This window comes from Sneathiella glossodoripedis JCM 23214 (genome assembly GCF_000616095.1).
In the GTDB taxonomy this organism is placed as follows: domain Bacteria; phylum Pseudomonadota; class Alphaproteobacteria; order Sneathiellales; family Sneathiellaceae; genus Sneathiella; species Sneathiella glossodoripedis.
This window is the reverse complement of sequence record NZ_BAMS01000001.1, coordinates 353,816-377,742: the sequence shown is the minus strand read 5'-3', so window position 1 is coordinate 377,742 and position 23,927 is coordinate 353,816. Positions and strand designations below refer to the sequence as shown.

The following is a 23,927-nucleotide window of genomic DNA, read 5'->3' as shown; positions in this document are numbered from 1 at the left end:
GCTAGCATCCTCTAAGCGCTGTGATATTGGCGCGATATTGATCTGCATCACCTTTGAATGCAGCGCTTCCTGCAACGAGAACATCGGCGCCGGCTTCAATTACAAGTGGTGCGGTTTCGGCGTTAATTCCTCCATCCACCTGTAAATCAATATCGCGTCCGGTTGCATCAATCATTTCACGCAAGGTGCGAATTTTTGGAAGTTGAGAGGGAATAAATTTTTGACCGCCAAATCCCGGATTGACGCTCATGACAAGTATAAGATCAACTTCGTCCATTACATGTTCCAATGACGAAGCCGGGGTCGCAGGATTAAGCGAAACTCCTGCTTTTACATTATGGGATTTGATAAGTTGAAGGGTGCGATGCAGATGGGCACCTGCTTCCTGATGAACCGTAATTATGTCAGCACCGGCATCAATGAATTCAGAAATATATGGATCGACAGGGGAAATCATCAGATGACAGTCAAAAGGAAGATCTGTGTAGTTTCTTACAGATTTGGTGATGGCTGGTCCGAAGCTGATATTAGGGACAAAGTGCCCATCCATAATATCGATATGAATATAATCAGCTCCTGCGTCCGCAATTGCAGTTACTTCTTCGCCCAAACGTGCAAAATCTGCAGCCAAGATTGAAGGTGCAATTTTGACGGGTTTACCCATTGTTTGTTTCCTTAATTACTGAATTACCAAAAGTTTTCAAACTTAGTTTACTCTTTCACCATACGCGCTGCGTAAAATCCGTCCATTCCCGAGAGCGTCTGATCTTCTTCATTTTTCAAATGAAAGGGTAAGCATCTAAGGTCGCCCTTTTCAGAAATAATTTCAGCCAACCCACCAACTTCGTCACTTCTGACTGGTAATCGTTTCATATTTTGATGCCTGTCCAGAAACGCTTCAATTTGGAGTTCCCCTTCTTCGGGTTGAAGAGAACAGGTACTATAAACCAAAACACCGCCAGATTTTAACTGGGAAATTGTGGCATCCAAAAGGCGAGATTGAAGCTGAACTAACTTTTCAACATCTTCAGGGCTTTTTAGCCAGGCGACATCTGGATGACGCCGTATGGTTCCTGTGCTGGAACAAGGCGCGTCCAGCAACACTGCATCAAATGGCTCTGCGGGTAAATAACCGGCTGCATCCGCGGCTTTTACCGTGACTTCAAGTTGGAGCCGATCCATATTTTCAGAAAGCCTGCCAAGGCGCGCTTTTGATCGGTCTATTGCCGTAACCTTTGCACCGCGAACGGCCAGTTGAGCTGTTTTACCGCCCGGTGCTGCGCAAACATCCAAAACGCGCTTTCCAAGCAGATCAGGGAATAGCTTAACCGGCAGGCTTGCTGCAAAATCCTGTATCCACCAGTCCCCATTTTCAAACCCTTCAAAGGCAGTTACTGCGCCGCCCGCTGATTTGCGTAAATGACCTGTTGGTAATAGTTTGCAATCCAGTTTTTCAGCCCAGATTTCTGGATCTTTCTTAACGCTAATGTCTAGCGGGGCTTCGTTGAGATGGGCCAACGCGATTTTTTCTGCAGCTTCGGCGCCATAGTGGGATTTCCAGTTTTTCCAAAGCCAATCCGGTGTGTTTTTGTGAGCTTTATTTATTCTGGTGAGCAGCTTTGCCCCCTGCCGATCAGCCCTGCGGAGCAGTGCATTTACCAGACCTTTAAATTTGCTGTTTTGAGGAATTAGTTCCACCGTGTCGTGAACAGCAGCGTGGGCCGGTATATCCATGAACAGAATTTGGGCCAATCCAATCCTTACTACATTTCGAATGTTGGTAGCTGCCTTTGGAAGGGGTCTGTCCAGCATTTTGTCAATTAGGCTGTCTATTATGCCCAGATGACGCAAACAGGTGGACGCCATTGCGCGTGCTAAAGCTCGATCACGGTTTGAGAGTCCCTTAAGGTTTTCAGAGAGGATGTCTTCAAGCTGGCGGTTCTTGTCAAGAACCTGGCTGAGCATGTTTACGGCCCGTCGTCGGGTATTTGGATATTGATCTGTCATTGAGGCTATGTAGGTGAATTCCGACCGTTGGTCTATAGCGGTTTATGACTATATATGCTAAAGAGCGAAAAAATTGAGGTTTGAAAATTTATGACAAACGAAAAACCAGCAAAAAAATTAGATCAGTCATCTAAGGCAGAAGCTGAAAAGATGAGTAAAACCAGTGACCCCGCGCACAAGCTCAAGCAGGCTGAAGGGGAAATCGGCGGGCCATCCGGATTAGAGCCTACTCGTTATGGCGATTGGGAAAGAAAAGGCATTATCAGCGATTTTTAAGGCAACCCGCTGTTAGTGACTTATTGTTTGCCTGTTCTTTCCGCCAGATAGATTCCCCCTAAAACAAGCGCAAGTGCGATCGCGTGATAGAGATGAAACGGCTCGTTCAGGAATAGAACCGCCAGAATTGGGGCAAATATGGGAACGAGATTTACAAAAATCCCAGCTCTGGACGGTCCAATTAGGCTTACACCATAGATAAAGAATATCTGAGCCAGAAAAGAAGGTAGTATTGCGATCGCAGCAATGAGGATCCACCTTTTGTTGTCGGCATTTGTACTGTGTCTGTGATGATTTCATAACCGATCAACGGGATACAGGATACCAAGGCTGCGAAAGCCAGCACTGAAAAGAAGGAAAGTGCAGCAACATCGGGCTTAAACCGCAACGCAACGGTATATCCAGCATACAAAATACAGGCGATTAGAAGTAAAAGGTCCCCTTTGTTCACCGCAAGGCTCTTAAGTTGCTCAAAACTACCGGCAGACGTCACCACGACAATTCCAATTAAAGTTACGATTACTCCGGTGATTTGTTTGCTGGATACGGGGGTTTTAAATAAGAGAAAAGTCCCAAGAAAAACGAACATTGGGATTGTGCCTTGAATAATCCCGATATTTACAGCTGTCGTATAGTGGGCTCCAATATAAAAAAGCGCGTTGAAACCCGTGAATCCAATTGCGCCCATCGCGAGGATATAACCAAGCTTTGGTTTTAGCATCGGCCAGTCGCGTTTCAGGTCTTTTCGTGCAAACACGATGAGAAGGAGTATAACCGATAACCAACGAAAAGTAACAAGGGTCAGGGGAGACACCTCTCCAATAGCAAGTCGGCTGAATAAAGCGTTTCCTGCCCAGCATAAGGTTGTGAGGGTCAGGAATACATAAGCATGCATACTCGGCGACAGGCCAGGGATGGAGATAGGTATTTGCATCAGGAGCCCATGTGGAAGGTGGCAGGTTAAAGTCCGCCCATTTTACAGATTATATCCCAGCTTTGTTTGTCTACAGGGACGACAGAGAGCCGACTTTGACGGATAAGTGCCAAGTCTGCAAGTTTTTCATTTGCCTTGATGTCAGCAAGGGTAACAGGAACCGGGATGGATTTCAGCGCCTTGACATCAACCATTCCAAAACGTTCTTTCGGGTCGGTATGATCGGGGTAGTATTCTTTAATGACTTCGACAATACCAACAATCTGTTTTTCTTTTACAGAATGATAGAAGAAGCACTGGTCTCCCAGTTTCATGGATTTCATATTATTGGATGCTTGATAATTTCGCACCCCATCCCAATAAGTACCTTTCTCGCCAGCATCCAGTTGGTCCTGCCAGGACCAACTACCGGGTTCTGATTTAATAAGCCAATACTGCATGATTACAATCCGGCACCAAGTAGGTGTTTCCAGGGTTTTACCTCAACGGACTCAAATAACCCGGCAGCGGCGTATGGATCTTTTGCGACCCAGTTGCGGGCTGCTTCAAGAGATGTATCTTCAAATATCAGTAGCTACCGTTTGGTGTTTCGCCATCGTCTGCAGTTGTCGGGCCTGCAGCTTTCATTGCATCCCCTTTTTCTTTGATAAATTCAAGATGGGCGGGGCGGGTATCCAGTCGAACCTGCAAATGATCTTTTTTATCGATACAATGGGCTATAAACAGCATTTCACTCGTTCCTTACAAATTTAGTTTAGGTGAAGCCGGCTAGCTTTTCATCTCTAAATGGCCGGTTCAGTAATCCTTCAACAGCCTCTTTCACAGATGCACCGTAGTTGAGTATATCGTTTACAGCATGGCATATTGGCATTTCAGTCTGTAGGTCGACACTTAACCTGTGAATTGCTTCTGCTGTGTGAACGCCTTCAGTAACCGTAACCCGTGATTTCAGAATTGTGTCTAACTGTTTACCTTCGCCCAGCTGAAATCCAAGCGAATAATTTCGGGAGGCTTGTGAGGAGCAGGTTAGCACCAGATCGCCAAAGCCGGATAGTCCCATCAAGGTTTCCGCTCTTGCTCCCATTTTATCACCCAGACGCAAAATTTCTGCCATGCCGCGCGTTAGAAGTGCTGCTTTCGCGTTTTCACCCAGTTTGGCACCAGCCACTATACCACAGGCAATCGCCAGCACATTCTTTAGCGCACCTCCCATTTGTGCGCCAATAACATCGTTGGTCAAGTAGGGTCTAAAGGTACTCTGTCCAATCATTTCAGACAGTTTTTTTCCAAGCTTTTCCTCACTTGTAGCCAAAGTCGTGGCCGAAGGAAGTCCCGCCGCAACTTCATGCGCAAAATTTGGGCCAGACAATATTGCAAACGGATAGTGAGGGAGGGTTTCCTCGAACACGCTGCTCATGAGCTTACCTGAGTTTTTTTCAATTCCCTTTGAGCAGATAACCATGGGCACATCTTGGGATATGTTTTGTTTTAATGCTTCGAGGTTAGCCCTCAAATGCTGCGCAGGTGTAACATTGAGAATAAATTCACAGTCCCGCAGAAACTTGAGATCAGTTTCAATTTTCAAGTGTTTGGAAATTTGAAGCCGGACAGGTAACGCTGGTTTTCTCTGACACTACTCATTTCCTCTGCATGGGCAGCGCGTCTGCTCCACAAGGTTACAGGTATATTTTTTCGCGCAAGTGAAATAGCCAGTGCGGTTCCCCAAGCACCCGCGCCCAACACTCCAATGTTACGAATTTCCATGACCACCCGGTGATTATGCAGTTTGAATTAGGTTGTTATTAGCACGACAGGATCAATTAAAAAACAAAAGATATTTGTTGATAAGGCTTTCATAATGCAGTGAAAATTAGTATTACTGAATAATAATTAACTTATTCAATTTTCATAAATGCGACTATGAGAACAGCTTCATTTGAACGCCAGGAAATTTTGACAAAAGCAAAAAAGTTGATTTTGTCTACTCCAATCCACAAAACGACAATGAGCGAGATAGGAGAAAGCTGCTCAATGTCGCCAGCACATTTGTATAATTTTTTTAAGAATAAGCTTGATTTGGCTGTCGCGGTTCTTGCCGATATCAACCGTGGATATGAAGATGAGTTACGCGATTTCCTGAAATCGGATCAACCGGTTGAAAAGGTGTTGTTGACCTATTTTGATCAGGAATTGATGTTTCACGCACGTGATTTGCAACGCCATGCGGGAATGAAGCCGTTGCTTCAAATGGTGCGCAATAAAAACCGGATGGCTTATGAAAGGATTGAGCAAAGGTATCTGAAAAATTTATCCGTATATCTGGACCGTCAAATATCAGTTGGACAAATTAAACCTCAGGACCCTGTAAAATTGGCGCAACTACTTCATGTAATTACGCATTCAGCTCGTTACCCGACGTTTGGATCCAGCGCGGATATTGAAATTCAACGCCACAGCTTGCGAGATATTATTGAATTGCTGATGACAGGAATATTGACCAAAAAAATGCCCTCTGCCGGGAAAGCAGAGGGCTAGGTCTGAGCTAGAGAGGATAAGCACTGCTTATTCTCGAGACCCATCATAACGTCAGTTTTTGCAATTGCAACTCATTCTTAACTGCAAAATAAAGAATTTTTTATTATTTCTGTTAAGTGATTGTTTTATATGAAGTAATTTTCAGGAGAAAAGTAGAGGTTTTTGCCAAAACTCGGCTTGCCCTGCCTCTGGATCCAAATTATAGGGTGCAAATCCAAATTTAAGATAAGCCTGTTTCGCAGGTTCATTTTCTGAGAGGACTTCCAGTGTGATTTTGCAGCAATCTCGTGCTATTGCATGTTCTTCGACTGCATCTAAAAGTTTTAAAGAAAGCCCCAGACCGCGAAATTTAGGAAGTACGACCAAATCATGGATATTTACGAGTGGGGCGCAGGCAAATGTGGAAAAGCCCTCAAAACAGTTAGCCAACCCCGCGGCTTCTCCGTCAACATAAACAAGGATGGAAAAAGCGTGGGGTCGCTTTGATAATTCTATTGGCAAGCGTTCAATAACCTGTTCATCCAAAGGTTTACCACCGCCCATCGGGTCCAACGCGTACGCTTGAAGGAGCGCCATCATCTCAGCACTTTGGACTGGATCTTCGTAATCAACGGTCGAGCTGGTGATGTTAAAATTACTCATGAAAGCTCGTTTCTTTCAAATTTCCGTACACCGTTTTCGGTTCCAATGAGAACGATGTCAGCAAGATCCAAAAATAACCCATGCTCAACTACACCTGCCATTGTACTCAGAGTTAAAGCCAGCTCTTCCGCATCGTCGATTTTTCCAAAATCACAATCTACAATTAGATTATTTTCGTCTGTTCGAAAAGGCTCGCCAGAATTCATGCGCACAGCAGGAGTACAACCAAGCGCTTCCAACTTTGGCAATAAAGCACCGCAGGCGAAAGGAATCACTTCGACAGGCAGTTTAAATGCACCCAGATGAGCGACCATTTTTTTATTTTCTGCGATGATAATGAGTTGATCCGATAGAGACGCCACTATTTTTTCTCTTAAATGAGCACCGCCACCGCCTTTGATCAGACGCATTTGCGGGTCAACTTCATCAGTTCCATCTATTGTCAGGTCAATTACAGAAACATCATCAAGTGAGGCAATCTTTATTCCATTTTCTCGGGCCTGTTTCGCAGTTGCCTCAGAGGTTGGAACTCCAATAATATTGAGACCATTTCTGACTTTCTCACCCACAAGGTCGACCATCTTGGCTGCAGTAGAGCCAGTGCCGAGGCCCACGATCATACCATCTTTTATATATTCCACCGCCGCTTTGGCTGCCGCGAGTTTTTGATCATCTTCGGTCATCGATTTTCCTAATTACGCTTTCTTTCCAGCAAATGGTGCCGGTTCTGCATTTGGGTCCAGTGGCCATCTGGCTTTAGCTGCCATATCCAGCGAGTCCGAGCGGCCCAGTTTCAAGTGTTCTATTGCAGCCCAGGCAATCATAGCACCATTATCAGTGCAAAGGGCCGGAAGAGGAATCTTCAGCTCAAGATTTGCTGAGGCGCAAAGATTATTCAGCTTGTTTCGAAGAGTTTGATTGGCAGCTACGCCACCCGCCACAACCAATTGTGTTCCCGTTGGATAATCAGTTTTGAAGGTGGTTATGGCATTTTCCAATCGGCTGCAAAGTGACTCAGTCGCGGCTTGCTGGAAACTGGCAGCAAGATCTGCTTTGTCTTGTTGGGTGATTGTATCGCCAAGATTTTGAAGCGCAGTTCTAACCGCTGTTTTTAAGCCGGAAAAGGAAAAATCGCTCCCTATACGGCCTTTCATCGGTCTGGGAAGGTCGAACCTGTTGGGATCACCATTCTTTGCAGCTTTTTCTACAGCGGGTCCTCCGGGGAAGCCGAGGCCAAGCATTTTGGCAGTTTTGTCAAAAGCTTCGCCAACAGCGTCATCAATTGTAGTGCCAAGTCGCCTGAACTTGCCAACACCCTCCACCACCAGAATTTGAGAATGACCACCGGATACGAGTAGGAGTAGATATGGAAATTTTACATCGCCGGTCATACGTGCAGTGAGTGCATGACCTTCAAGATGATTGACGCCGATAAAAGGAATGTCGCAAACCAGCGCAATGGACTTGGCCGTCATCAAACCGACCAGAACTCCGCCAATTAAACCCGGACCAGCTGTTGCAGCTACCGCATCAAGTTCGTTAAAACTGATCCCTGCCTCAGTGATTGCCTGATCAACCAATCTGTCCATTTGTGTAATATGGGCACGAGCCGCGATCTCAGGTACGACACCACCAAAAGGCGCGTGTTCTTCAATCTGCGACAAAACGACATTTGACAATATCTTGCCTTCTGCCGTAACGACAGCGGCAGCAGTTTCATCGCAACTACTTTCAAGGCCGAGGACAATCATTTGTTTTCTGTTCAAAAGCGGTGCAAATTGGGTAAGGCTGTAACATTGAATAGGTAAACTCGCAACATGACGATCCAGAAAAAATTGCGTATCGGTACTCGCGGTAGTCCGCTTGCCTTGGCACAAGCGTATGAAACCCGTGATCGCCTTATCGAGGATGATCAAAATACACTGACTGCCAATGATTTTGAAATTATCGTCATTAAGACCACTGGGGATCAGATTCAGGATCGCGCGCTTAGTGAAGTCGGTGGAAAAGGACTGTTTGTTAAGGAAATCGAAGAATCACTCTTGCGTGGTGACATCGATATTGCCGTTCATTCCATGAAAGATATGGAAACGACGTTGCCGCCCAATTTGGTGATTGACTGTATATTACCAAGAGAAGATCCAAGGGATGCTTTTATATCTGCGCATGGCCAAAGCTGGATGATTTGCCAGAAGGATCCGTTGTTGGAACTTCCAGTTTGCGGCGACAGGCTTTGATACTCAATAAACGTCCCGACCTGGCTGTGTGTATATTCAGAGGAGCAGTTGATACGAGGCTTCGGAAATTACGAGAGGGGGAGGCCGATGCAACGCTATTGGCAATGGCAGGCCTTAACAGGCTCGGGAAAACCTCTGTCATTACTCATGCAATGGAAACCGATCAAATGCTCCCTGCTGTTGCACAAGGAGCAATAGGTATTGAACGCAGAGAGGATGATACCTATATGAAAGAGCTCCTTGAGGGGATTAATCATATTCATAGTCAACAAAGAGTAGTAGCAGAGCGTTCAATGCTTGCCGAACTTGATGGATCGTGCCGAACGCCTATAGCTGGCTACTCGGAAATACTGGATGACGGTAATCTTGTTTTATGGGCCAGCTTGCTTAGCCCGGATGGTAAAGAGCGCTTTGACGTTCAGGGAACGGCGCTACCTGAAGATGGAGTTGAGCTTGGTAACGAACTTGGACACAAGCTAAGAGAGATGGCGGGGACTAATTTCGTCGCCTTTCAGATTTGAAGAAAACATGAAACTTCTGGTTACCCGACCCTTATCAGCTTCAACTGAGTTGGCTGCCACACTAATGGAGCGCGGACATTCTGTTATCTGTTCTCCGCTGTTAACTGTAAAGTTTAATGAAAATGTTGCGCTGACTTTCGATGGGGTTCAGGGGTTAGTTGTAACAAGTATGAACGGGGTGCAGGGTCTTGCTCGTAATACGACCGAGAGAGAGCTTCCACTTTACTGTGTTGGCGATAAAACAGCGCAGGTTTCTAGTGAGCTAGGCTTTAAGAACGTCCATTCAGCAAACGGGGATGTAAACAGTCTCTTTGACCTTGTTGTGCGTGAAGTAGATCCGTCTAGAGGAACATTATTACATTTGGGCGGTGCGCGTCTTGCCGGTGATTTGAAAGGCTTACTCGAAAAGGCAGGGTACAAATATCAAAGAGAAATATTGTACGAGGCGATTGATGCTTCGAAACTCAATTCGAATGCGGTTGAAGCTATTCTCGATGGGTCATTGAACGGTGTTTTGCTTTTCTCACCGCATACGGCAAAAGTTTTTTGCAAGCTTATTGACGAACCTGACTTAAAGGCGCAAATTCGACATTTGACGCTTGGTGCCTTAGTCAGAATGTGGCAAATGAACTTGTCGGATGCCAGTTTCGAAATATCTATATAGCGGATCATCCAAGCGAGAAGTCTTTGCTGGACTTGATCCAAGAGAAGGAAAATACCGCTTCTTCTGAGCAAAGCGGTCCAGACAACATAGCAGGGGAGCAAACTGTGTCAGATAAACCGGGGCAAGGCACATCAAAACCGTCGGATACAAATTCGAAGACCGTGGCAGATAACGGCGGCTCAAAATCAGGATCTACTGCTTCCACAACGCCGGGTAGCGCGAAAATCGGGGCCGGGCAAAATAAACCAAAACCTGACTCTACTCTCAAGACAGAACAGGCATCGGCAAAGCTTCGCAAGAGGGAACGTCTTCCAACCTTACGCGCTACGCATTGTTGGCGTTGATTGCCTTTTTGCTGGGAGTGGCTGCTTGGCCGGTTATTTTGCCAAGTGTGGTGAGTTATTTGCCAGAGAAAAGCTTGCCCCTACTTACAGGTGTCCAAAATAATTCCGGTGAAGTACAGGAGCTGAAGACACGGATTGCTGAAGTAGAGGCGAAGCTTGGTGAAGCACAAAGCCCTGACCTGAAACCGCTGGAAAAGCAGTTGCAGGATTTGAACGTAAGTCTGGATAGTCAAGTCGGGATTGTTGAGCGTAATAAAGCTGCATTGGAACAGCTTCTGCCCAGATTGACAGTTTTGGAAAGTCGGCTGGCTCAATTATCGCAGGAAATGGAAGCCGGGCAAGCAAGTGCTGTGGCGGATCTTAATTCTGATTCAGCTCAAATCGAAACACTGCCTCAGCAAACGGATTTAACCGCTACGCTGGATGACCTGCAGCTTGTTGTTCAGGGGCTCAAAACAGAAATCGACAGTTTGCAGAAATCCAAGCAGAGTTCAGAAGCTGAATTGACTGCACAGAAAGAACTAGTTGCGGCCCTTGAAAAATCTCTGGAAGCGGGACTGCGAAGTGCAGTCGAGGTTAATGCAAATGGTGATCAGGCACTTGCTCTTTTGGCGTTGGGACAACTTCATCGGGAAAGTCGCACTGACAAACCATTTGTCGGTGCTTGGCAACAGGCAATGGCGGCATTACCTGATACCTATCAGGATACGATTGCTCAATTATCACCGGTCGCGAAATCTGGCGCCCCAACGCTACTACAACTTCAGGAGAGCTTTTCGTCACTTGCCATTGATATTACGCAGGCAGCAAGACTTCCTTCTAGCGATACATGGTATGGCAAAACACTTCATAACATCGCGTCATTGGTCAAATTTCGAAAAGTGTCCGATACTCAGGATGACAGCGTGGATGCCAAAGTTGCCAGAGCGGAAAAACACTTAGCCATCGGTAACCTTGACGACGCCGTAGCTGTGCTTGAACAATTGGATGGTGCCTCCGCTGAAGTTGCGAAAAACTGGATTGAAAAAGCGAATGCGAGACACTTGATTGATCAAACACTTTCGCAGCTTATGAGTGATGTTGGCGGTCAGGTGCTGGACAGTTCGGCAGATGGAAAGCAGGACAAATAGATGATTAGATCACTCTACCTTTTTGCCTTGCTTGCAGTCGTTGCATTTGGAGCTGTGTGGCTGGCAGATAATCCCGGAAATGTGTCATTGAGATGGAATGACTATGTGGTGCAAACCACATTGGTTGTTTTGCTGGGCGCTACCGCTTTATTGTCGGTCATGGTTTCTGTGTTGTTTCTTGTCTATCGCTGGCTTCGGAAAAGCCCTGGAAAGCTCGGTGGTTTGTTTGCATCGCGCAGGCGGAGCAGGGGACTGGATGCTATCAGTCATGGGATGGTTGCCATTGCATCGGGTAACCCGGATGATGCCCGCCGTGCGGCTATCGAGCTGAGAAACACCTGAGTGGTGAGCCTATGACTTTGCTGTTGGCCGCACAGGCTGCAGAATTGAACAGAGATGAACGCGCAACAGGCATATATTATACCAAAATGACTGAAAAACCCGAGACTCGTCTTCTTGGGCTGAGGGGGTTGGTTAATCAGGCTAAGCGAAACAATGAATACCAGAAGGCGCTGGAACTTGCGCTTCAGGCAGATCAGGAAAAACCCGGCACTGATTGGGTATTAAAGGAACTGTTTGATTTGTCTTTGCAACTTAAAGACTTTGACGGCGCCTTGAAGTATCTTGAGAGATCTGGAAAAGGTAAAGCAGCCAAAGACCCAGCCAGATTACATTTGAAAGCCATACTCGAGTATGAGCGTGCAATTCGCAGGCTGGATGCCTCGGATGTTCAGCAGGCGCAGGCACTACTGCAACGCGCACATGATCTTGATCCGGATTTTGTACCTGCAACAGCAAAATTAATTTCATTATCAGACGATGGCCGCCGCCGGGAAAAGCTGATATCAGCTGCATGGAGACAAACTCCTCATCCGGATGTAGCGCTCGCAATTAAACGGCTTGTTCCTGTAGAGAGCGAAGCAGACTGGTATGCTCGTGCCAAAAAACTATTTCTTTCGACCAATCCCGATCATAGGGAAAGCCTCATAGAACTTGCTAAGGCAGCTTTGGCTGCTCGTGAGTGGGGAGATGCACGGAAATACCTGAATGCACTTTTGGAGAGTGATCCGAGTGTAAGCGTCTACCGCCTCTTGGCAGATCTTGAAGAAAAAGCGAATGCCGATGCGGCCGCGGCACGTAACTGGATTCAAAAAATTCCCGAAGCAAAAGCGGATCCGGAATGGCATTGTGATCACTGCGGGAGAATCCAGCGAAAGTGGACCTCTCGATGTGGATCCTGTAACAGCTTTGACAGCTTCGAGTGGAAATCTACTGATGTTGATCTGGAAGATCAGCTAATTGAAGCGCAGGTAGTTAAGGAACTAACCGGCAATTAACTGAGTTGAAGCTGAATATGTGGTCCGTAGCAGACCCGCCTTTTTATTCGGTTTTTAGTTTTTGAAATTCCGTAATGTGGAAATTATTCCGCATGCGATGGTCTGCAATTTTATATTTTATAAAAATGGTATAGGGTTTTCTAAATCATAAAAAGAAAAGTCGAGTTTCGAGTTTTTGGGCGCAACCAACATTATAAACAGGGAGGTAGCGATGACAGAAAAAACACTCAACCGACGAAAACTTCTTGCCGGAACCGCGGCAACGGGCGCGGCTGCTCTGGCGGCACCGTCAATTGGAACCGCCGCAGGAGAGACAACTACATGGAAGGTGCAGACTTCTTGGCCGGGAGGAATAGGTCTTAATATTTTTAAAGAGTGGTGTGCATCAATCAAGGAGAAAACCGGGGGCGAATTGGAATTCATTCCTTTCGGCGCCAAAGATGTGGTTGGTGATTTTCAGCTTTTTGACGCTGTGAAAAATGGTGTTCTTCAGGCAATGAACCCATTTACACTTTACTGGGCAGGTCGAATTCCTGCTGCCGTATTCCTGTCTTCCTATCCACTTGGATTGCGCAACCCTCATGAATGGGATGTATTTTTCTATGGGCTAGGTGGATTGGAAATGGCCCGTGAAGTTTTTGCCAAACAGGGCATGTATTATGTTGGCCCCATTCACCATGGTCCAAATATTATCCATTCGAAAGTTCCAATTCGGTCAATTGATGACTTCCGAGGCCGTAAAATGCGGCTACCTGGCGGCATGGTCGCTGAGGTGTTTCAGGCAATAGGTGCTAAAACCACATTGTTGCCCGGATCGGAAATTTTCCCAGCCCTTGAAAAGGGAACAATTGATGTTGCTGACTATGTCGGCCCGGCAATCAACCACGCGCTTGGATTTGGGCAGGTCACCAAATATATTTCCATGGGCCCTCCTGGTTTCATGTCAGTATATCAGCCGGTTGATGTTATGGATCTTACCGTGGGAATGGAGACTTGGAACAAACTCAGCCCCGCCATGAAACAATTTGTTGAGATGGAAGTGAAATCCTATTCAGTTGAACATCATGCGAAAATCCAGAAGGCGGATCAGGAAGCATGGAAGAAATTCGAAGAGGAAGGCAACGAGGTCACCCGTCTTTCACAAGATGACATCGAAGCCTTGACCGAAGTTGCGGTTGAGCGCTGGTTTGCGTGGGCAAACAAGGATGCTGATGCTGCGAAAATTTTCAAAGTTCAGCTCGAATATATGATGTCCGGGTCTTTAGGGTATGTGACACCAGAGATGGTTGAGAATTATAGCCTGAAGTTCTGATCAAGCGCATTTTCTGAAGGGTCAATGAGATTGATCCTTCAGATTTTTCAATTTGTCTTTGTTATATAGGAGAACGAAGAGATGCCAAGCGTCGACTTCGTCTTGCCCCATTGGCTGTACTGGGTGGGGCTGGTTGTGTTTCCCCTTGTCGCCATGTATCTGGCCCGCAAGACCAAAAAAACTTCATCAGCTCAAGGATACTCTATCGGAACCGCCTATTTTGTGTGGTTGGTCGGTGGCTTTCTGGGCTTACATCGTCTTTATCTGAGAAGCGCTTGGGGCCTTGTTTTTTGGCCATTATTCGCGCTCATTCTTTACGCTTCCTCCATCGAGAGATCGGCACGCGTGGAATATTCGGATGCCATAGCCAATTTGGAGCTGGTTGATAGTTCAATTGAACGAAAAGAAAAATCCATTTCCAAATCTGATCAGAAAATTGAGGCTACCCGTGAACGCCTCGAAAGTTTGGAAGAGGGCTCCATACTGGCCAAACGCTATGCAGATCGCATTCTTAAAGAAGAAGAAAAAATCTCTCGCAACAAGGCTGAGATTACAAAAATAAAATCGGAAATCGCGGGATTGAATGTTGTTGCAAAAGCAGCCGAGGCAAAAAGAGCTGCATGGGATAGCTATGCCTTATATGCGGGGTATCTAATCGGTTTGTTGCTGCTGATTGATTTGCTGCTTATTCCGTCACTATTGAAAAAGGCGGCAGCCAAGCTTGCAAGCGAAGGTGCGCCAGAAATTGTTCGTGAACCTGTCGAAGAAGACAGCCGTTTTGTTGGTCAGGGCGTTCCGGGAATCCTCGATCGAATATCCCTGTATAGCGGAGAATTTGTCGCGTTTTGGTCAATCATTGCAGTGTTTGTTTATTACTACGAAGTTGTCGTGCGATATGTATTTAACAGCCCAACCAACTGGGCTCATGAAAGTATGTTTCTGATGTTTGGAATGCAATATCTGGTAGCCGGTGCCTACGCTATGCTAACCGGTAGCCACGTCCGTGTGGATATTTTTTATGCGAAATTTTCCACGCGAATGAAGGCCGCAGTGGATTTGTTGACTTCAATCTTCTTTTTCATATTTGCGGGTACTTTACTTGTAACGAGCTACATATTTTCAGTTGATGCAATCGGTCAACAGGAAGTTTCTTTTACAGAATGGGCCATACAATATTGGCCTGTGAAATGTGTGATGATTGTTGGCAGTTTGTTGTTAATTATTCAGGGAATTTCGTTAGTTCTCAAAGATGTGAAAACCCTGATCGATCCTTCTTCTACTGAGAGGGAGGCTGCCTGATGGGATTGGAAATTGAAATCGGGTGGCTGACCCTGATCATGTTCGGCAGTCTGTTGTTATTGCTTGCTGCAGGTTTGCCGCTGGCATTCGTAACGGGTGGTTTGGCTTGTGTGTTTCTGTTTGTGCTCGGTGATGCGCAAACTCTTAATATCGTGCCAAGCCGAATATTTCCTCTGATGACGGATTATCAGCTGTCTGCGATACCGCTTTTCATCTTCATGGCAGCGATGTTGGAGCGTGCAGGTCTTATCAAGGAAATGTTTGATGTGATCTATAAGTTGCTGGGAGGTCTGAAAGGAGGCCTTGCTTCTGCAACCATTATCGCCTCTACCATATTGGCGGCTATGGTTGGGGTTATTGGGGCTGCCGTTGTTACGATGGGAATAATTGCCCTGCCTGCAATGTTGGCACGTAAATATGATACGAAAATTGCAATGGGCTCGATTATGGCCGGTGGTACGTTGGGAATATTAATCCCTCCGTCCATACTAGCCATTATTTATGCCGTGGTGGCCGAGCAATCTGTCGGCGAATTGTTCATAGGGGCTGTTATTCCCGGTCTTATGCTTTCGGGTTTTTACATCTTGTATGTCACCATCATGTCCAATCTGGACCCGGAAAAAGGCCCGCCCATTCCGGTTTCGGAACGAATTGATTTTCGGGAAAAGCTGTTATTGCTTAAGCAGATGGCAGCGCCCATCATTTTGATCTTGGTCGTTTTCTCGGTGCTTTTCTCTGGTGCTGCAACCCCGGTCGAGGCGGCAGGAATAGGCACTTTTGGTGCGTTCATAGTTGCCGCACTTCACCGGCAACTGAACTGGAGTACAGCTCGTGAAGCAGTGATTACCACCTTGAAAGCCTCTTCCATGGTCATCTGGATCATGTTCGGTGCGACCATATTTGTCGGCTTATACGTTTTGGAAGGCGGGCAGGCGTTCGTAACGGAGTCTCTTGCGGCAACAGGTCTGGGACCATGGGGAATATTAATCCTCATGCAGATATTGCTGATCATACTGGGCATGTTCTTGGACTGGGTCGGTATTTTACTGCTTTGCGTACCTATTTTTGTCCCCATAATCAAAGGTTTGGGGGCTGCTGCGTTTGGCTTGGATGACAGTGGCGACCTGGTTTTGTGGTTTGGCGTGTTGTATCTTGTCAATATGCAGATGAGTTTTCTCTCTCCGCCCTTTGGGTATGCCTTATTCTATCTGCGGGGGGTCGCGCCTGACCATATTCCCATGTCCGATATCTTTAAGGCAGCCTTACCATTTCTTGGCTTGCAAGTGGTTGGCTTGGCGCTATGTATGTATTTCCCACAGATTATTACCTGGTTACCTAAAATGGTATATGGGTGATGAGAGATCTGCTTGTTTTCGCGTTTTGAGATGAGTATAAAGCGAAAATCAAGTGCCGCTGTAGCTCAGTTGGTAGAGCACCGCATTCGTAATGCGTAGGTCGCGTGTTCGAGTCACGCCAGCGGCACCATAAAATCAATGACTTAGCCGAGAGCATACTTTTTTTTAGACATCTTTAGACGGTGTTTTAGACACTTTTGTATTTGCTTTGTTCCAATTTTTGCATTGCTTTCTGAGCTTGACCCTTTTGATCAACCGTTCTGACATATCTTTCAACGGAATCATTTGTTGTGTGCCCTGTTACGGCTCTGATCTCGTTGATTGTGCATCCCGCTTCTGCCAATCGCGTGGCCACAGTAACGCGAAGGCCATGAAAGGTGAGCCCCTCACCTATTTTTCCTTGTTCAATAAGCGAGCGTTTCAGTTTTTGAAATTGAGTTTGAAACCCGCTAGATGTGTATGGCTTGCCGCGTGTGTTGAGGACAATCCATGGCGATTTTCTATCCATTTTATCTAGTATCGCTTTGAGCTCTGCAATTACAGGCACCCACACAAAATCTCCTGTTTTGGATTGTTGGCATTGTATGAATCCGTTCTGGTAATCACTCCACTTCAGACTTAACATGTCACCACTTCGAAGAGCAGTATACGCACTCAGGCCAATCCCAGCTGCTATTTCAGCCGTTTGCGCGTTTTCAAGAACCGTTGTGATTTCTTCGTTGGTCCAGGGCCTATTTGCAGGAGGCTTATGTTTGTCCCTAGGAATTTTTCGGAGTTTTTCTGCCGGGTTCTTTTTGCAAATATCGTTTCGAACGCCGAAGTTAAATGTGAGGGACATAACGCTCCTAAGCTTGTTCGCAAAGTCTCTTTTTCTTTCCTTTAGTGCATGGTTTTTCAGTTTTTCCAAAGAGACAGGAGTTATTCTTTCGAGGGGTGCCATCCTCGTACCGCTAAGATAACTGAATATTTTTTGGTAGTCTGACTTAGTTCTTGGTGCCAAGCGACGGAATTCTTCACTTCCACGATACCTTTCGACTAGCTCTCCCCATGTTCCGGGTATGGAATGAAATTTTTCTGGCTCATGGATTTGATTGAGTTCTTCTACTTTGAGCGCAAAGCGAAGAGTTCCGTACTTTTCCTTAATTCGAACGCCAGATTTACGATGGTAATAGTATTTTTTGCCGTTTGACCAGTATGCCTTTACTCCGGGGGTTTTGACGTCCATGATCAGTGCTCCATATAAGTGGCTACCAGATCAAGAGGTCCGCGATTAGTCAATCCGGAGACGAATTGATCCAGCTCTTCCCTGTCATATAGGGCGCGGGAGCCAAAAGGCAGGCTTTCAACCGGAACATATTTCTCAAAAGTTGCGATGGAAACATCCAGATAAGCTGCCGCAGTGGATTTACTCATCATGCGCGGCCAATCAGGATATTCAGAGAGTGAGAGTTTCCTAACCATGAAACCTCCAATCAGGTTTTCTGTTTGGAAGGTTGGTTTTAAAAACTCTTAATGCCGACCTGCATTTCAGAGGAGTAATGTGAGAAGTTGCTGACAAATTAGTAGACATAGACAAACACGCAATAAATGGACTGATTACTTCCATATATGTGATTTGAAAAAAAATCCTCCTAGGTGAACGGATTTTCTACAATTAGTGAAGGTTTTAATTGATTTTGAAATCGAAGAATGTCGCGAAATCGAAATAAACAGCTGATTTTACCTGATTTGTTGCATTTAACACCGGAAACGATTTAATGTAACTTAAGGGTGTGTTAATATGGATAATAATTCTATAAAACGTGAATGTATGGTTAGAGTGTAGTGGTATCAGGAAACATAGAAAATATTGGTGAAATCGAAAAGAGACTTGGACCACCTTAGAGCGAATTCAAACTTCGCGAGTTTGGTCAGTTTACTGTTAATGCAGAGTGTACATTCGACTTCGAGAAGGTTTCTGCCATAAACGGCCCAAAGCCGACCTTCAACTACTACTAACCATCAGTATGTATCTTCCCGAAAGCGGGCGTTCGCGCAAAGATCATCTATTTGATAGGTGGCTAGGCGGACTAAGTGACCAAGTTGAGCAACATTTATTATCCAGCTTGCGACATGTATTGAACGGATTATTTCGGGTATTTGGTTGTGAGGCGAATATTTAAAAAAAACTAAGATTATTATTGGGCGGACAAAAAAACTCCTAGTGATTGTTTTTCGTATTCTATCCGTGTACAATTGAGATCACCAGACAAGACGGACGTTCGGTCCCGATAGAACGGCCCAAACCTGATACTCTTCAGTGTATGGAGTGCCTCGGTGTAGCTGTAGAATTACTGCTGGTCGGTCCGGCTTATTGCGCTATCGGAGTGACTTAAGTCCGCAATATTGCATATGAAACGTGTTGGGAAAATTTATGTTCAAGACTCTGTTTTCAGCCCTTATTACGGTAAGCGCAATATGTGTAACATCCGTCCTTGCCGATGAAACTATTAAGGTGTACATCTTCAAAGTTGAAGGCGAACGGCCGCGTGTTGCAGCCTCAAGTGTTGATGCTCTAGGCGCGGGCAAAATGCATCAACTTCTTGGTGAGGATTTCATTGTGTTCCAAGGATCTGCGACTGCATTTGCTGCGACATCAAACGAGCCTGTGCGCCCTATTGCTATCCCACCTGACATTGTTAACCCGATCCTTCCTCTTTGCCAGTGTCCAGAAGACTATACAGAGGCACTTGAGCAAAAATTTGGTTTGCCGGAAATGGGAAAAGCACTGAGCCTGAGCCAAAACGTGCCAAATCCGGATAATTTACTAAACCTGCAACCCTACCAATTTCAACAATTGGAAAATCTAATTCAGAAAAAAGGACCGGTCATGTTGCCGGGACAATAGGATGCGAGTGACGCTAACACGCCTTTGGGCGAGGATACTCCATATCGGAGACATCAGCGGGAAATTGATGACATTGATTGCATTGCCAAGTGCGATTTTCACAATAACAGTATTTTTTAATGAGATTGGAGATGTGCTGACAAGACCTGACGTAATGGCTGATGTTCACAGTGTTGGTCTGCGGTGTGGTCCTGCAATTGATCGCATTCCGGCTCATGTGACAGATCGCCAAGCTTATGGTGTCGAACAATGCAATGAGGCAACTCTATCGGCATGGGTAAAGCTTGATCTTGAAAACGAAGATGCTATTGATCGAACGCTTGCCAGTGTTGCGTTGCGTATAAACTTTCCAAAACAATTAGGCCTATCAGATACACCGCTGGTTTGGAATGAAACTAGATTGGTTTATCATATTTTGGAGAATGACACACAAACTAGCCAAAGGTGGCCATGGCGTATGATGTTATTAGCTGCAGGCCAGCGTGTCCCTCTTGAGTTTGACTTTCGAGCCTTTGAAAAACAAAACCAAATAGTGTTTTCAAAGTTTCGAGATCTGATATTACAAGATCCCTCCCCTTTAAGTGGCGTACGAATCCCGATTGAGATATTGGGACGGTTTCCAGGTTCAAATGACTGGACTGTCTTGGGTAGTTGCAAAATCCCAATCCCAAAAGAAAGTGTGGATCGCAAGCGCCAGGCTTCGGTGATACGCGCTCTGACAAGGCGATGTTCTTAAGTTAGGATTGCATCCCCTAATATCTGGCATATTGAATTCTTTGCAGGGCAGGTTTCGGAGCCACTCCTGCGTTTCTCCTGCAGCTGAAATTGCTGACAACAGTGTAACATGCCCTGAAGTACCTCTGCGCAAGGCTACACAGTAGGCCTTTAAAAGTTGACGTTCTTTCAAAATCTTGATCCGAATTGAGGTTAATGTTTTTTTTGAAACAAAAGAGGCACTTATGAAGCGCAAAAAATGGGGTAAACTCTTGGACGTTTGATATATCGAGGACTTGGTTTTTAATATAGCTCGGCTACTATTATCACTAAAAATATATGAATTTTCTGGTCCAGAATAGCCATTCGGGTGCAGTTGCCAAAGAAGTAGTTCTACCTCTAAGTGGTCCATCTCTCTACCCTACTGAGTGTTCTTTCCAAATAATAACGATAACCGATAACCCATTGGAATAGACATATAAAATTAACAAATTAGATAAAAATAATATTTTGCGCACTATTGAGGAGAAATATGTTATAGTAGTTACTCTAAATTGATTTATTGCGTGAGAGGGGGGACGCGTGAGCTTCGATTCAAACGACCACTTTGCATTATTGGCGAAGATGAGGGTACCCGCCAAACGTGCGGCCTACTCGGATCGCATGGCTTGGACGATGGCCCTCCTGGCAAAACTCGCTACATCCGCTTTGACGAGGAATCGAACGATTTTTTAAAAGGTCTTGCGAAAGAGCTGGCGGCACTTACAGGCGCTGAAAATAGCGAAGCAGACATTAAGCAACGTCTAGACAAATTTACAAAGACTCTGGCAGACATCGGACGTGCTGGCGGTGGCGATAGCGGTAATGCGGCCCTTAAGGCGGCGCTTGAGGCGGGTGGGTTTAGCCTCGTTGGAGATGCACCGATACACGACCAAAATACGGATACTCAGGCGTTTGTTGTTCATCACAAGGGAACTGACGGTGAGAATTACGTCGTCGTTTGCTTTCGAGGCACTCAACAGATTCGTGATTGGATTACTAACCTCAAAATCAAACCGGTGCCGATCGCCGACCCGAAAGGTATTGGCGGCACAATTGGCAACATGCATGGAGGGTTTCATCAAGGCTACAAGGCGATCGAACCAGTCATCAAACAACGCTTGGCGGCAAAGGCTGTTTCTGACTTGCCGATCTATGTCACCGGCCATTCCCTAGGCGGAGCACTTGCCGTTGTCGCAACATGGTATTTGTCCGCTCAAAAACTAGCTGCATGTTATACTTTTGGGGCCCCGTGTTGGTGATAAAGGCTTAGAGGGACGATTCAAGACACCCATCTACCGGATTGTGAACGCAGCTGACCCAGTTCCGTTTGTCCCGCCAAACGATTTTACCGTCTGGAGTATTAAGGCGTTTCTCAGGTTCTTGGAAACGCTATTGCCTTGGTTCGGGTGGATCAATTGGCTTGTTAAAAAAACGGTCCGATTGCAAGGTATGAGACATTGCGGCGACATGCGTTATCTTCCGTTCTCAGAACCTGGTCCCGACGGCACTTACCCTGGTCTAATGATCCGGGGACACATCGGCAACATGAGTCGGTTTGGTCGGTATTTAAGTATGCTCTGGCAAAACAAGGGCATGCCTTGGCGAATTAACAAGTTCAACCCGGCTCACGATCCGCCGAAGGATCCAGACTTAGCAAATCCATCGGCTCAAAGAGCAAATAATTTGCCAACTGCGGCTGCCTCCTCATCTATCAAAACTGTCGGAGCAGATCGCATTGATCTGTATCACGACATGGAACGTTACTGTGAAAAACTTCGAGCTGTAGCCCATCACAACAATTGATGCAAGTAAGGTCTAATCTCTTGAGAAAATTCATTCTTGCTGTCTTTTTCAGCCTCACATTGACTGCGGCAGCCGATGCAGATCCTTCGACCAGTTGGAGAAGCGCCAAAAATGCAGCAGACGACATCATTCACGAAGGCAACGCTCACACGTTCTATTGTCGTTGCCATTACACCAGTGATGAGGACTCGGACGGGTCCGGCAAGATTACAGACACCGATATCTGCGGATACGTTGCCCCAGACAAGCACAAGCACCGTGCCGGGCGGGTTGAATGGGAGCATGTTGTTCCTGCCTCTCTCATGCCTGCCCGGCAGTTTCCGTGTTGGACAGAACACGACCGCAATTATTGCGAACGGAATGACGCGGCTGCTCAGGTCATGATTTTTGACCTCCATAACCTTGTACCCGCGATTGGCCAGGTCAACGCGCTTCGCGGTAACGACCGTTACGCCGAGATCGAGGGCGAGGTTCGCAATTTTGGTGATTGCCCTATCGAGGATACGCGCGATTCCTTTGAACCTGGCGATAATCAGCGTGGCGATGTCGCTCGGATTTGGCTCTACATGAGCGATCGCCATGGTGTAGAGATTCCTGAGGCCGAACGAGCCATGTTCCTACGTTGGCATGAGAATGATCCGGTAAGTGACTGGGAACGCGAAAAGAATCGTCGAGTGAAAGCCGTTCAGGGTAACGGCAATCCATACGTTGAAAAAGCCGAATGATAGAAGCTCAAGGAGCAACCATGCTTTCCAGTACTAATCATCTCAATTATCGCTGGACTGGCGTGACTCGAGATTGATGTAAAACAAGGTGCAGAATTTGGGTCTAATAAGATAACTGAAAGGCAACCCGGTTTAAGTCGAGAATTACATGATAAATCTAAATTTGCGGGTTAGAAACCAACCAATGCAAGAGTGTTTTTCATCGGCCCCAAATTTAATTTAATAAGGAGGGTACACTAGCATTATGTTTACTAGGCCATTTCCACTGATTGCAGCGATTACTATCTGCATAACTATTTTAGCAGGCTGCGCAAGCAACGATGTCCTCACCAAGCGGCTACAAAAATTTTCAGCGGCTGTTTCTAAAACAACCGACGGAACTTCGATGGCTTTTGCTACAGCAAATCAAGCTCACGCTGCAGTACAAACCGAAAAAATCGGATTAGATTACCTCAAAACGGGCACAGCAGTTGTAAAAATTGAACCCTTCTTGAGTGCCAAACACATCCGAGTGAGGCTACAAATACTCAAAGCACTAAACGGTTACAGCACAAAAATTGCGTCACTAACGAATGGAGATGCTGAAGAAAAACTTGGAAACTCTGTCAAAGGTTTATCCAAAGAACTTCAAGGCCTGGAGATTGATGGCAAACCCTTTTTGTCCGGAGTTTCTCCAAGCGCAATAGATGCAGGTGAAAAAGCTATACACAATATTGGCAAGTTTATTATTCAGGCTAAGTTAAACAAAGGCCTACCAAGCATAATAGAAGATCAGCATAAAAATATTGTAAGCATTGCAAAACTTCTAAACGAAGACATGCATAATCTAAAAGGGCAATTAGAGAATAGTAGAAAACAATACCTTCAAACCCGAGATGGATTCATCGCAGAGGCCCTTAAACAGCAAAAAATGACAGCGACCGAGTTACGGATCGAAGTGGAGCATATGCTTGCTAAACAGGCTAGCTATAAAGCTGTCGACGCCTCCATGGATGCTGCAGCAAAGTCAATGGATAAACTCGTCACTGCACACGAAAACCTCCGAAGAGCAGCTAACCCTAAAGACTTGGATGTGGATCTAACAATCAGTCAGTTCAAAAATGCAGCTGATGAAATTCGTGAAATATACAAGCTAATAAAAGTAATTTCTGAAGGATAAGGAA

At 45.9% G+C, this 23,927-nt stretch carries 26 protein-coding genes, 1 tRNA gene and 3 pseudogenes; 18 read left to right on the top strand and 12 right to left on the bottom strand.

Annotated elements, in window-relative coordinates; translation table 11 throughout:
• Nucleotide 1: 1 nt before the first annotated feature.
• Nucleotides 2-664, bottom strand: a complete 663-nt coding sequence (gene rpe, locus JCM23214_RS01900; RefSeq protein ID WP_025897240.1) for a ribulose-phosphate 3-epimerase — start codon at nt 662-664, stop codon at nt 2-4.
• A gap of 47 nt (nt 665-711) precedes the next feature.
• Nucleotides 712-2,007 carry a 16S rRNA (cytosine(967)-C(5))-methyltransferase RsmB gene (gene rsmB / locus JCM23214_RS01895; protein WP_025897238.1) on the bottom strand — a complete coding sequence of 432 codons (1,296 nt, stop codon included), beginning with the start codon at nt 2,005-2,007 and terminating at the stop codon, nt 712-714.
• A 90-nt stretch (nt 2,008-2,097) separates the two neighbouring features.
• Here rsmB and JCM23214_RS01890 point away from each other — a divergent pair, with 90 nt between their 5' ends.
• Nucleotides 2,098-2,283, top strand: coding sequence for a DUF1674 domain-containing protein (locus JCM23214_RS01890; protein WP_025897237.1), 186 nt, complete (start codon nt 2,098-2,100; stop codon nt 2,281-2,283).
• Nucleotides 2,284-2,303: 20 nt separating this feature from the next.
• Here the strand turns inward: JCM23214_RS01890 and JCM23214_RS26415 are convergent, their stop codons facing one another.
• The 5 genes and pseudogenes from JCM23214_RS26415 to JCM23214_RS18635 all read right to left on the bottom strand — a co-directional run bounded on the left by JCM23214_RS26415 (nt 2,304) and on the right by JCM23214_RS18635 (nt 4,981).
• A complete protein-coding gene (locus JCM23214_RS26415; RefSeq protein ID WP_439646371.1) occupies nt 2,304-2,501 on the bottom strand; it encodes an EamA family transporter in 198 nt (65 codons plus the stop codon).
• Nucleotides 2,471-3,217 carry a DMT family transporter gene (locus JCM23214_RS18645; RefSeq protein WP_199899217.1) on the bottom strand — a complete coding sequence of 249 codons (747 nt, stop codon included), beginning with the start codon at nt 3,215-3,217 and terminating at the stop codon, nt 2,471-2,473. Before JCM23214_RS18645 ends, JCM23214_RS26415 begins: the two co-directional genes overlap by 31 nt.
• A gap of 26 nt (nt 3,218-3,243) precedes the next feature.
• Entirely contained in the window at nt 3,244-3,657 is a 414-nt protein-coding gene (locus JCM23214_RS01880; RefSeq protein WP_025897236.1) for an EVE domain-containing protein, read from the bottom strand.
• Between the two features lie 2 nt (nt 3,658-3,659).
• Nucleotides 3,660-3,946, bottom strand: a pseudogene (locus JCM23214_RS26410) (YciI family protein).
• A 25-nt stretch (nt 3,947-3,971) separates the two neighbouring features.
• Nucleotides 3,972-4,981, bottom strand: a pseudogene (locus tag JCM23214_RS18635) (NAD(P)H-dependent glycerol-3-phosphate dehydrogenase).
• A gap of 156 nt (nt 4,982-5,137) precedes the next feature.
• Between JCM23214_RS18635 and JCM23214_RS01865 the strand changes: the two are divergent.
• Nucleotides 5,138-5,752: a TetR/AcrR family transcriptional regulator gene (locus tag JCM23214_RS01865; RefSeq protein ID WP_025897235.1), complete on the top strand. Its 615-nt coding sequence runs from the start codon at nt 5,138-5,140 to the stop codon at nt 5,750-5,752.
• Between the two features lie 141 nt (nt 5,753-5,893).
• On the opposite strand, the gene JCM23214_RS01860 is transcribed toward JCM23214_RS01865, so the two are convergent.
• The 3 genes from JCM23214_RS01860 to tsaD are packed head-to-tail and all read right to left on the bottom strand — an operon-like array spanning nt 5,894 to nt 8,145.
• Nucleotides 5,894-6,394, bottom strand: coding sequence for a GNAT family N-acetyltransferase (locus tag JCM23214_RS01860; RefSeq protein WP_025897234.1), 501 nt, complete (start codon nt 6,392-6,394; stop codon nt 5,894-5,896).
• Nucleotides 6,391-7,077 carry a ribose-5-phosphate isomerase RpiA gene (rpiA, locus tag JCM23214_RS01855; RefSeq protein ID WP_025897233.1) on the bottom strand — a complete coding sequence of 229 codons (687 nt, stop codon included), beginning with the start codon at nt 7,075-7,077 and terminating at the stop codon, nt 6,391-6,393. The genes JCM23214_RS01860 and rpiA overlap by 4 nt, the downstream gene beginning before the upstream one ends.
• Nucleotides 7,078-7,089: 12 nt before the next feature.
• A complete protein-coding gene (gene tsaD, locus JCM23214_RS01850) occupies nt 7,090-8,145 on the bottom strand; it encodes a tRNA (adenosine(37)-N6)-threonylcarbamoyltransferase complex transferase subunit TsaD (protein WP_025897232.1) in 1,056 nt (351 codons plus the stop codon).
• A gap of 66 nt (nt 8,146-8,211) precedes the next feature.
• On the opposite strand from tsaD, the pseudogene hemC reads away from it, so the two are divergent.
• The 10 genes and pseudogenes from hemC (at nt 8,212) to JCM23214_RS01800 (ending at nt 16,723) form a co-directional block, all read left to right on the top strand.
• Nucleotides 8,212-9,152: pseudogene (gene hemC / locus JCM23214_RS26405) on the top strand (hydroxymethylbilane synthase).
• Between the two features lie 7 nt (nt 9,153-9,159).
• Entirely contained in the window at nt 9,160-9,816 is a 657-nt protein-coding gene (locus JCM23214_RS01840) for a uroporphyrinogen-III synthase (protein ID WP_025897231.1), read from the top strand.
• Nucleotides 9,817-9,920: 104 nt separating this feature from the next.
• Nucleotides 9,921-10,160 carry a hypothetical protein gene (locus JCM23214_RS01835; protein WP_148301745.1) on the top strand — a complete coding sequence of 80 codons (240 nt, stop codon included), beginning with the start codon at nt 9,921-9,923 and terminating at the stop codon, nt 10,158-10,160.
• A gap of 74 nt (nt 10,161-10,234) precedes the next feature.
• Entirely contained in the window at nt 10,235-11,290 is a 1,056-nt protein-coding gene (locus tag JCM23214_RS01830; RefSeq protein WP_148301744.1) for a COG4223 family protein, read from the top strand.
• Nucleotides 11,291-11,632 carry a heme biosynthesis HemY N-terminal domain-containing protein gene (locus JCM23214_RS01825; protein WP_025897227.1) on the top strand — a complete coding sequence of 114 codons (342 nt, stop codon included), beginning with the start codon at nt 11,291-11,293 and terminating at the stop codon, nt 11,630-11,632.
• 11 nt (nt 11,633-11,643) lie between these two features.
• Nucleotides 11,644-12,627 carry a tetratricopeptide repeat protein gene (locus JCM23214_RS01820; RefSeq protein WP_025897226.1) on the top strand — a complete coding sequence of 328 codons (984 nt, stop codon included), beginning with the start codon at nt 11,644-11,646 and terminating at the stop codon, nt 12,625-12,627.
• A 211-nt stretch (nt 12,628-12,838) separates the two neighbouring features.
• Nucleotides 12,839-13,939 (top strand): TRAP transporter substrate-binding protein DctP, encoded by a 1,101-nt coding sequence (dctP, locus tag JCM23214_RS01815; protein ID WP_025897225.1) that lies wholly within the window; start codon nt 12,839-12,841, stop codon nt 13,937-13,939.
• 81 nt (nt 13,940-14,020) lie between these two features.
• Entirely contained in the window at nt 14,021-15,238 is a 1,218-nt protein-coding gene (locus JCM23214_RS01810) for a TRAP transporter small permease subunit (protein ID WP_025897223.1), read from the top strand.
• Nucleotides 15,238-16,593 carry a TRAP transporter large permease gene (locus JCM23214_RS01805; RefSeq protein ID WP_025897222.1) on the top strand — a complete coding sequence of 452 codons (1,356 nt, stop codon included), beginning with the start codon at nt 15,238-15,240 and terminating at the stop codon, nt 16,591-16,593. Before JCM23214_RS01810 ends, JCM23214_RS01805 begins: the two co-directional genes overlap by 1 nt.
• 54 nt (nt 16,594-16,647) lie before the next feature.
• Nucleotides 16,648-16,723, top strand: a tRNA-Thr gene (locus tag JCM23214_RS01800).
• 57 nt (nt 16,724-16,780) lie between these two features.
• On the opposite strand, the gene JCM23214_RS18625 is transcribed toward JCM23214_RS01800, so the two are convergent.
• The gene (locus JCM23214_RS18625; protein ID WP_025897220.1) at nt 16,781-17,818 is read right to left on the bottom strand and encodes a tyrosine-type recombinase/integrase; all 1,038 of its coding nucleotides are present in this window, start codon (nt 17,816-17,818) and stop codon (nt 16,781-16,783) included.
• Between the two features lie 2 nt (nt 17,819-17,820).
• Complete coding sequence (locus tag JCM23214_RS01790) at nt 17,821-18,054, bottom strand: hypothetical protein (RefSeq protein ID WP_025897218.1); 234 nt, start codon at nt 18,052-18,054, stop codon at nt 17,821-17,823.
• A gap of 952 nt (nt 18,055-19,006) precedes the next feature.
• Between JCM23214_RS01790 and JCM23214_RS01785 the strand changes: the two genes are divergently transcribed.
• From JCM23214_RS01785 to JCM23214_RS01760, 6 genes are all read left to right on the top strand, one after another.
• The gene (locus JCM23214_RS01785) at nt 19,007-19,480 is read left to right on the top strand and encodes a hypothetical protein (RefSeq protein ID WP_025897217.1); all 474 of its coding nucleotides are present in this window, start codon (nt 19,007-19,009) and stop codon (nt 19,478-19,480) included.
• A gap of 1 nt (nt 19,481) precedes the next feature.
• Nucleotides 19,482-20,216, top strand: a complete 735-nt coding sequence (locus tag JCM23214_RS01780) for a hypothetical protein (RefSeq protein WP_148301743.1) — start codon at nt 19,482-19,484, stop codon at nt 20,214-20,216.
• A 646-nt stretch (nt 20,217-20,862) separates the two neighbouring features.
• Nucleotides 20,863-21,495: a lipase family protein gene (locus JCM23214_RS21935; protein ID WP_159104281.1), complete on the top strand. Its 633-nt coding sequence runs from the start codon at nt 20,863-20,865 to the stop codon at nt 21,493-21,495.
• A gap of 286 nt (nt 21,496-21,781) precedes the next feature.
• Complete coding sequence (locus JCM23214_RS23250; RefSeq protein ID WP_148301742.1) at nt 21,782-22,039, top strand: hypothetical protein; 258 nt, start codon at nt 21,782-21,784, stop codon at nt 22,037-22,039.
• 20 nt (nt 22,040-22,059) lie between these two features.
• Nucleotides 22,060-22,764, top strand: coding sequence for an endonuclease I family protein (locus JCM23214_RS01765; protein ID WP_025897213.1), 705 nt, complete (start codon nt 22,060-22,062; stop codon nt 22,762-22,764).
• Nucleotides 22,765-23,008: 244 nt separating this feature from the next.
• Complete coding sequence (locus JCM23214_RS01760; RefSeq protein WP_025897211.1) at nt 23,009-23,923, top strand: hypothetical protein; 915 nt, start codon at nt 23,009-23,011, stop codon at nt 23,921-23,923.
• Nucleotides 23,924-23,927: the final 4 nt, after the last annotated feature.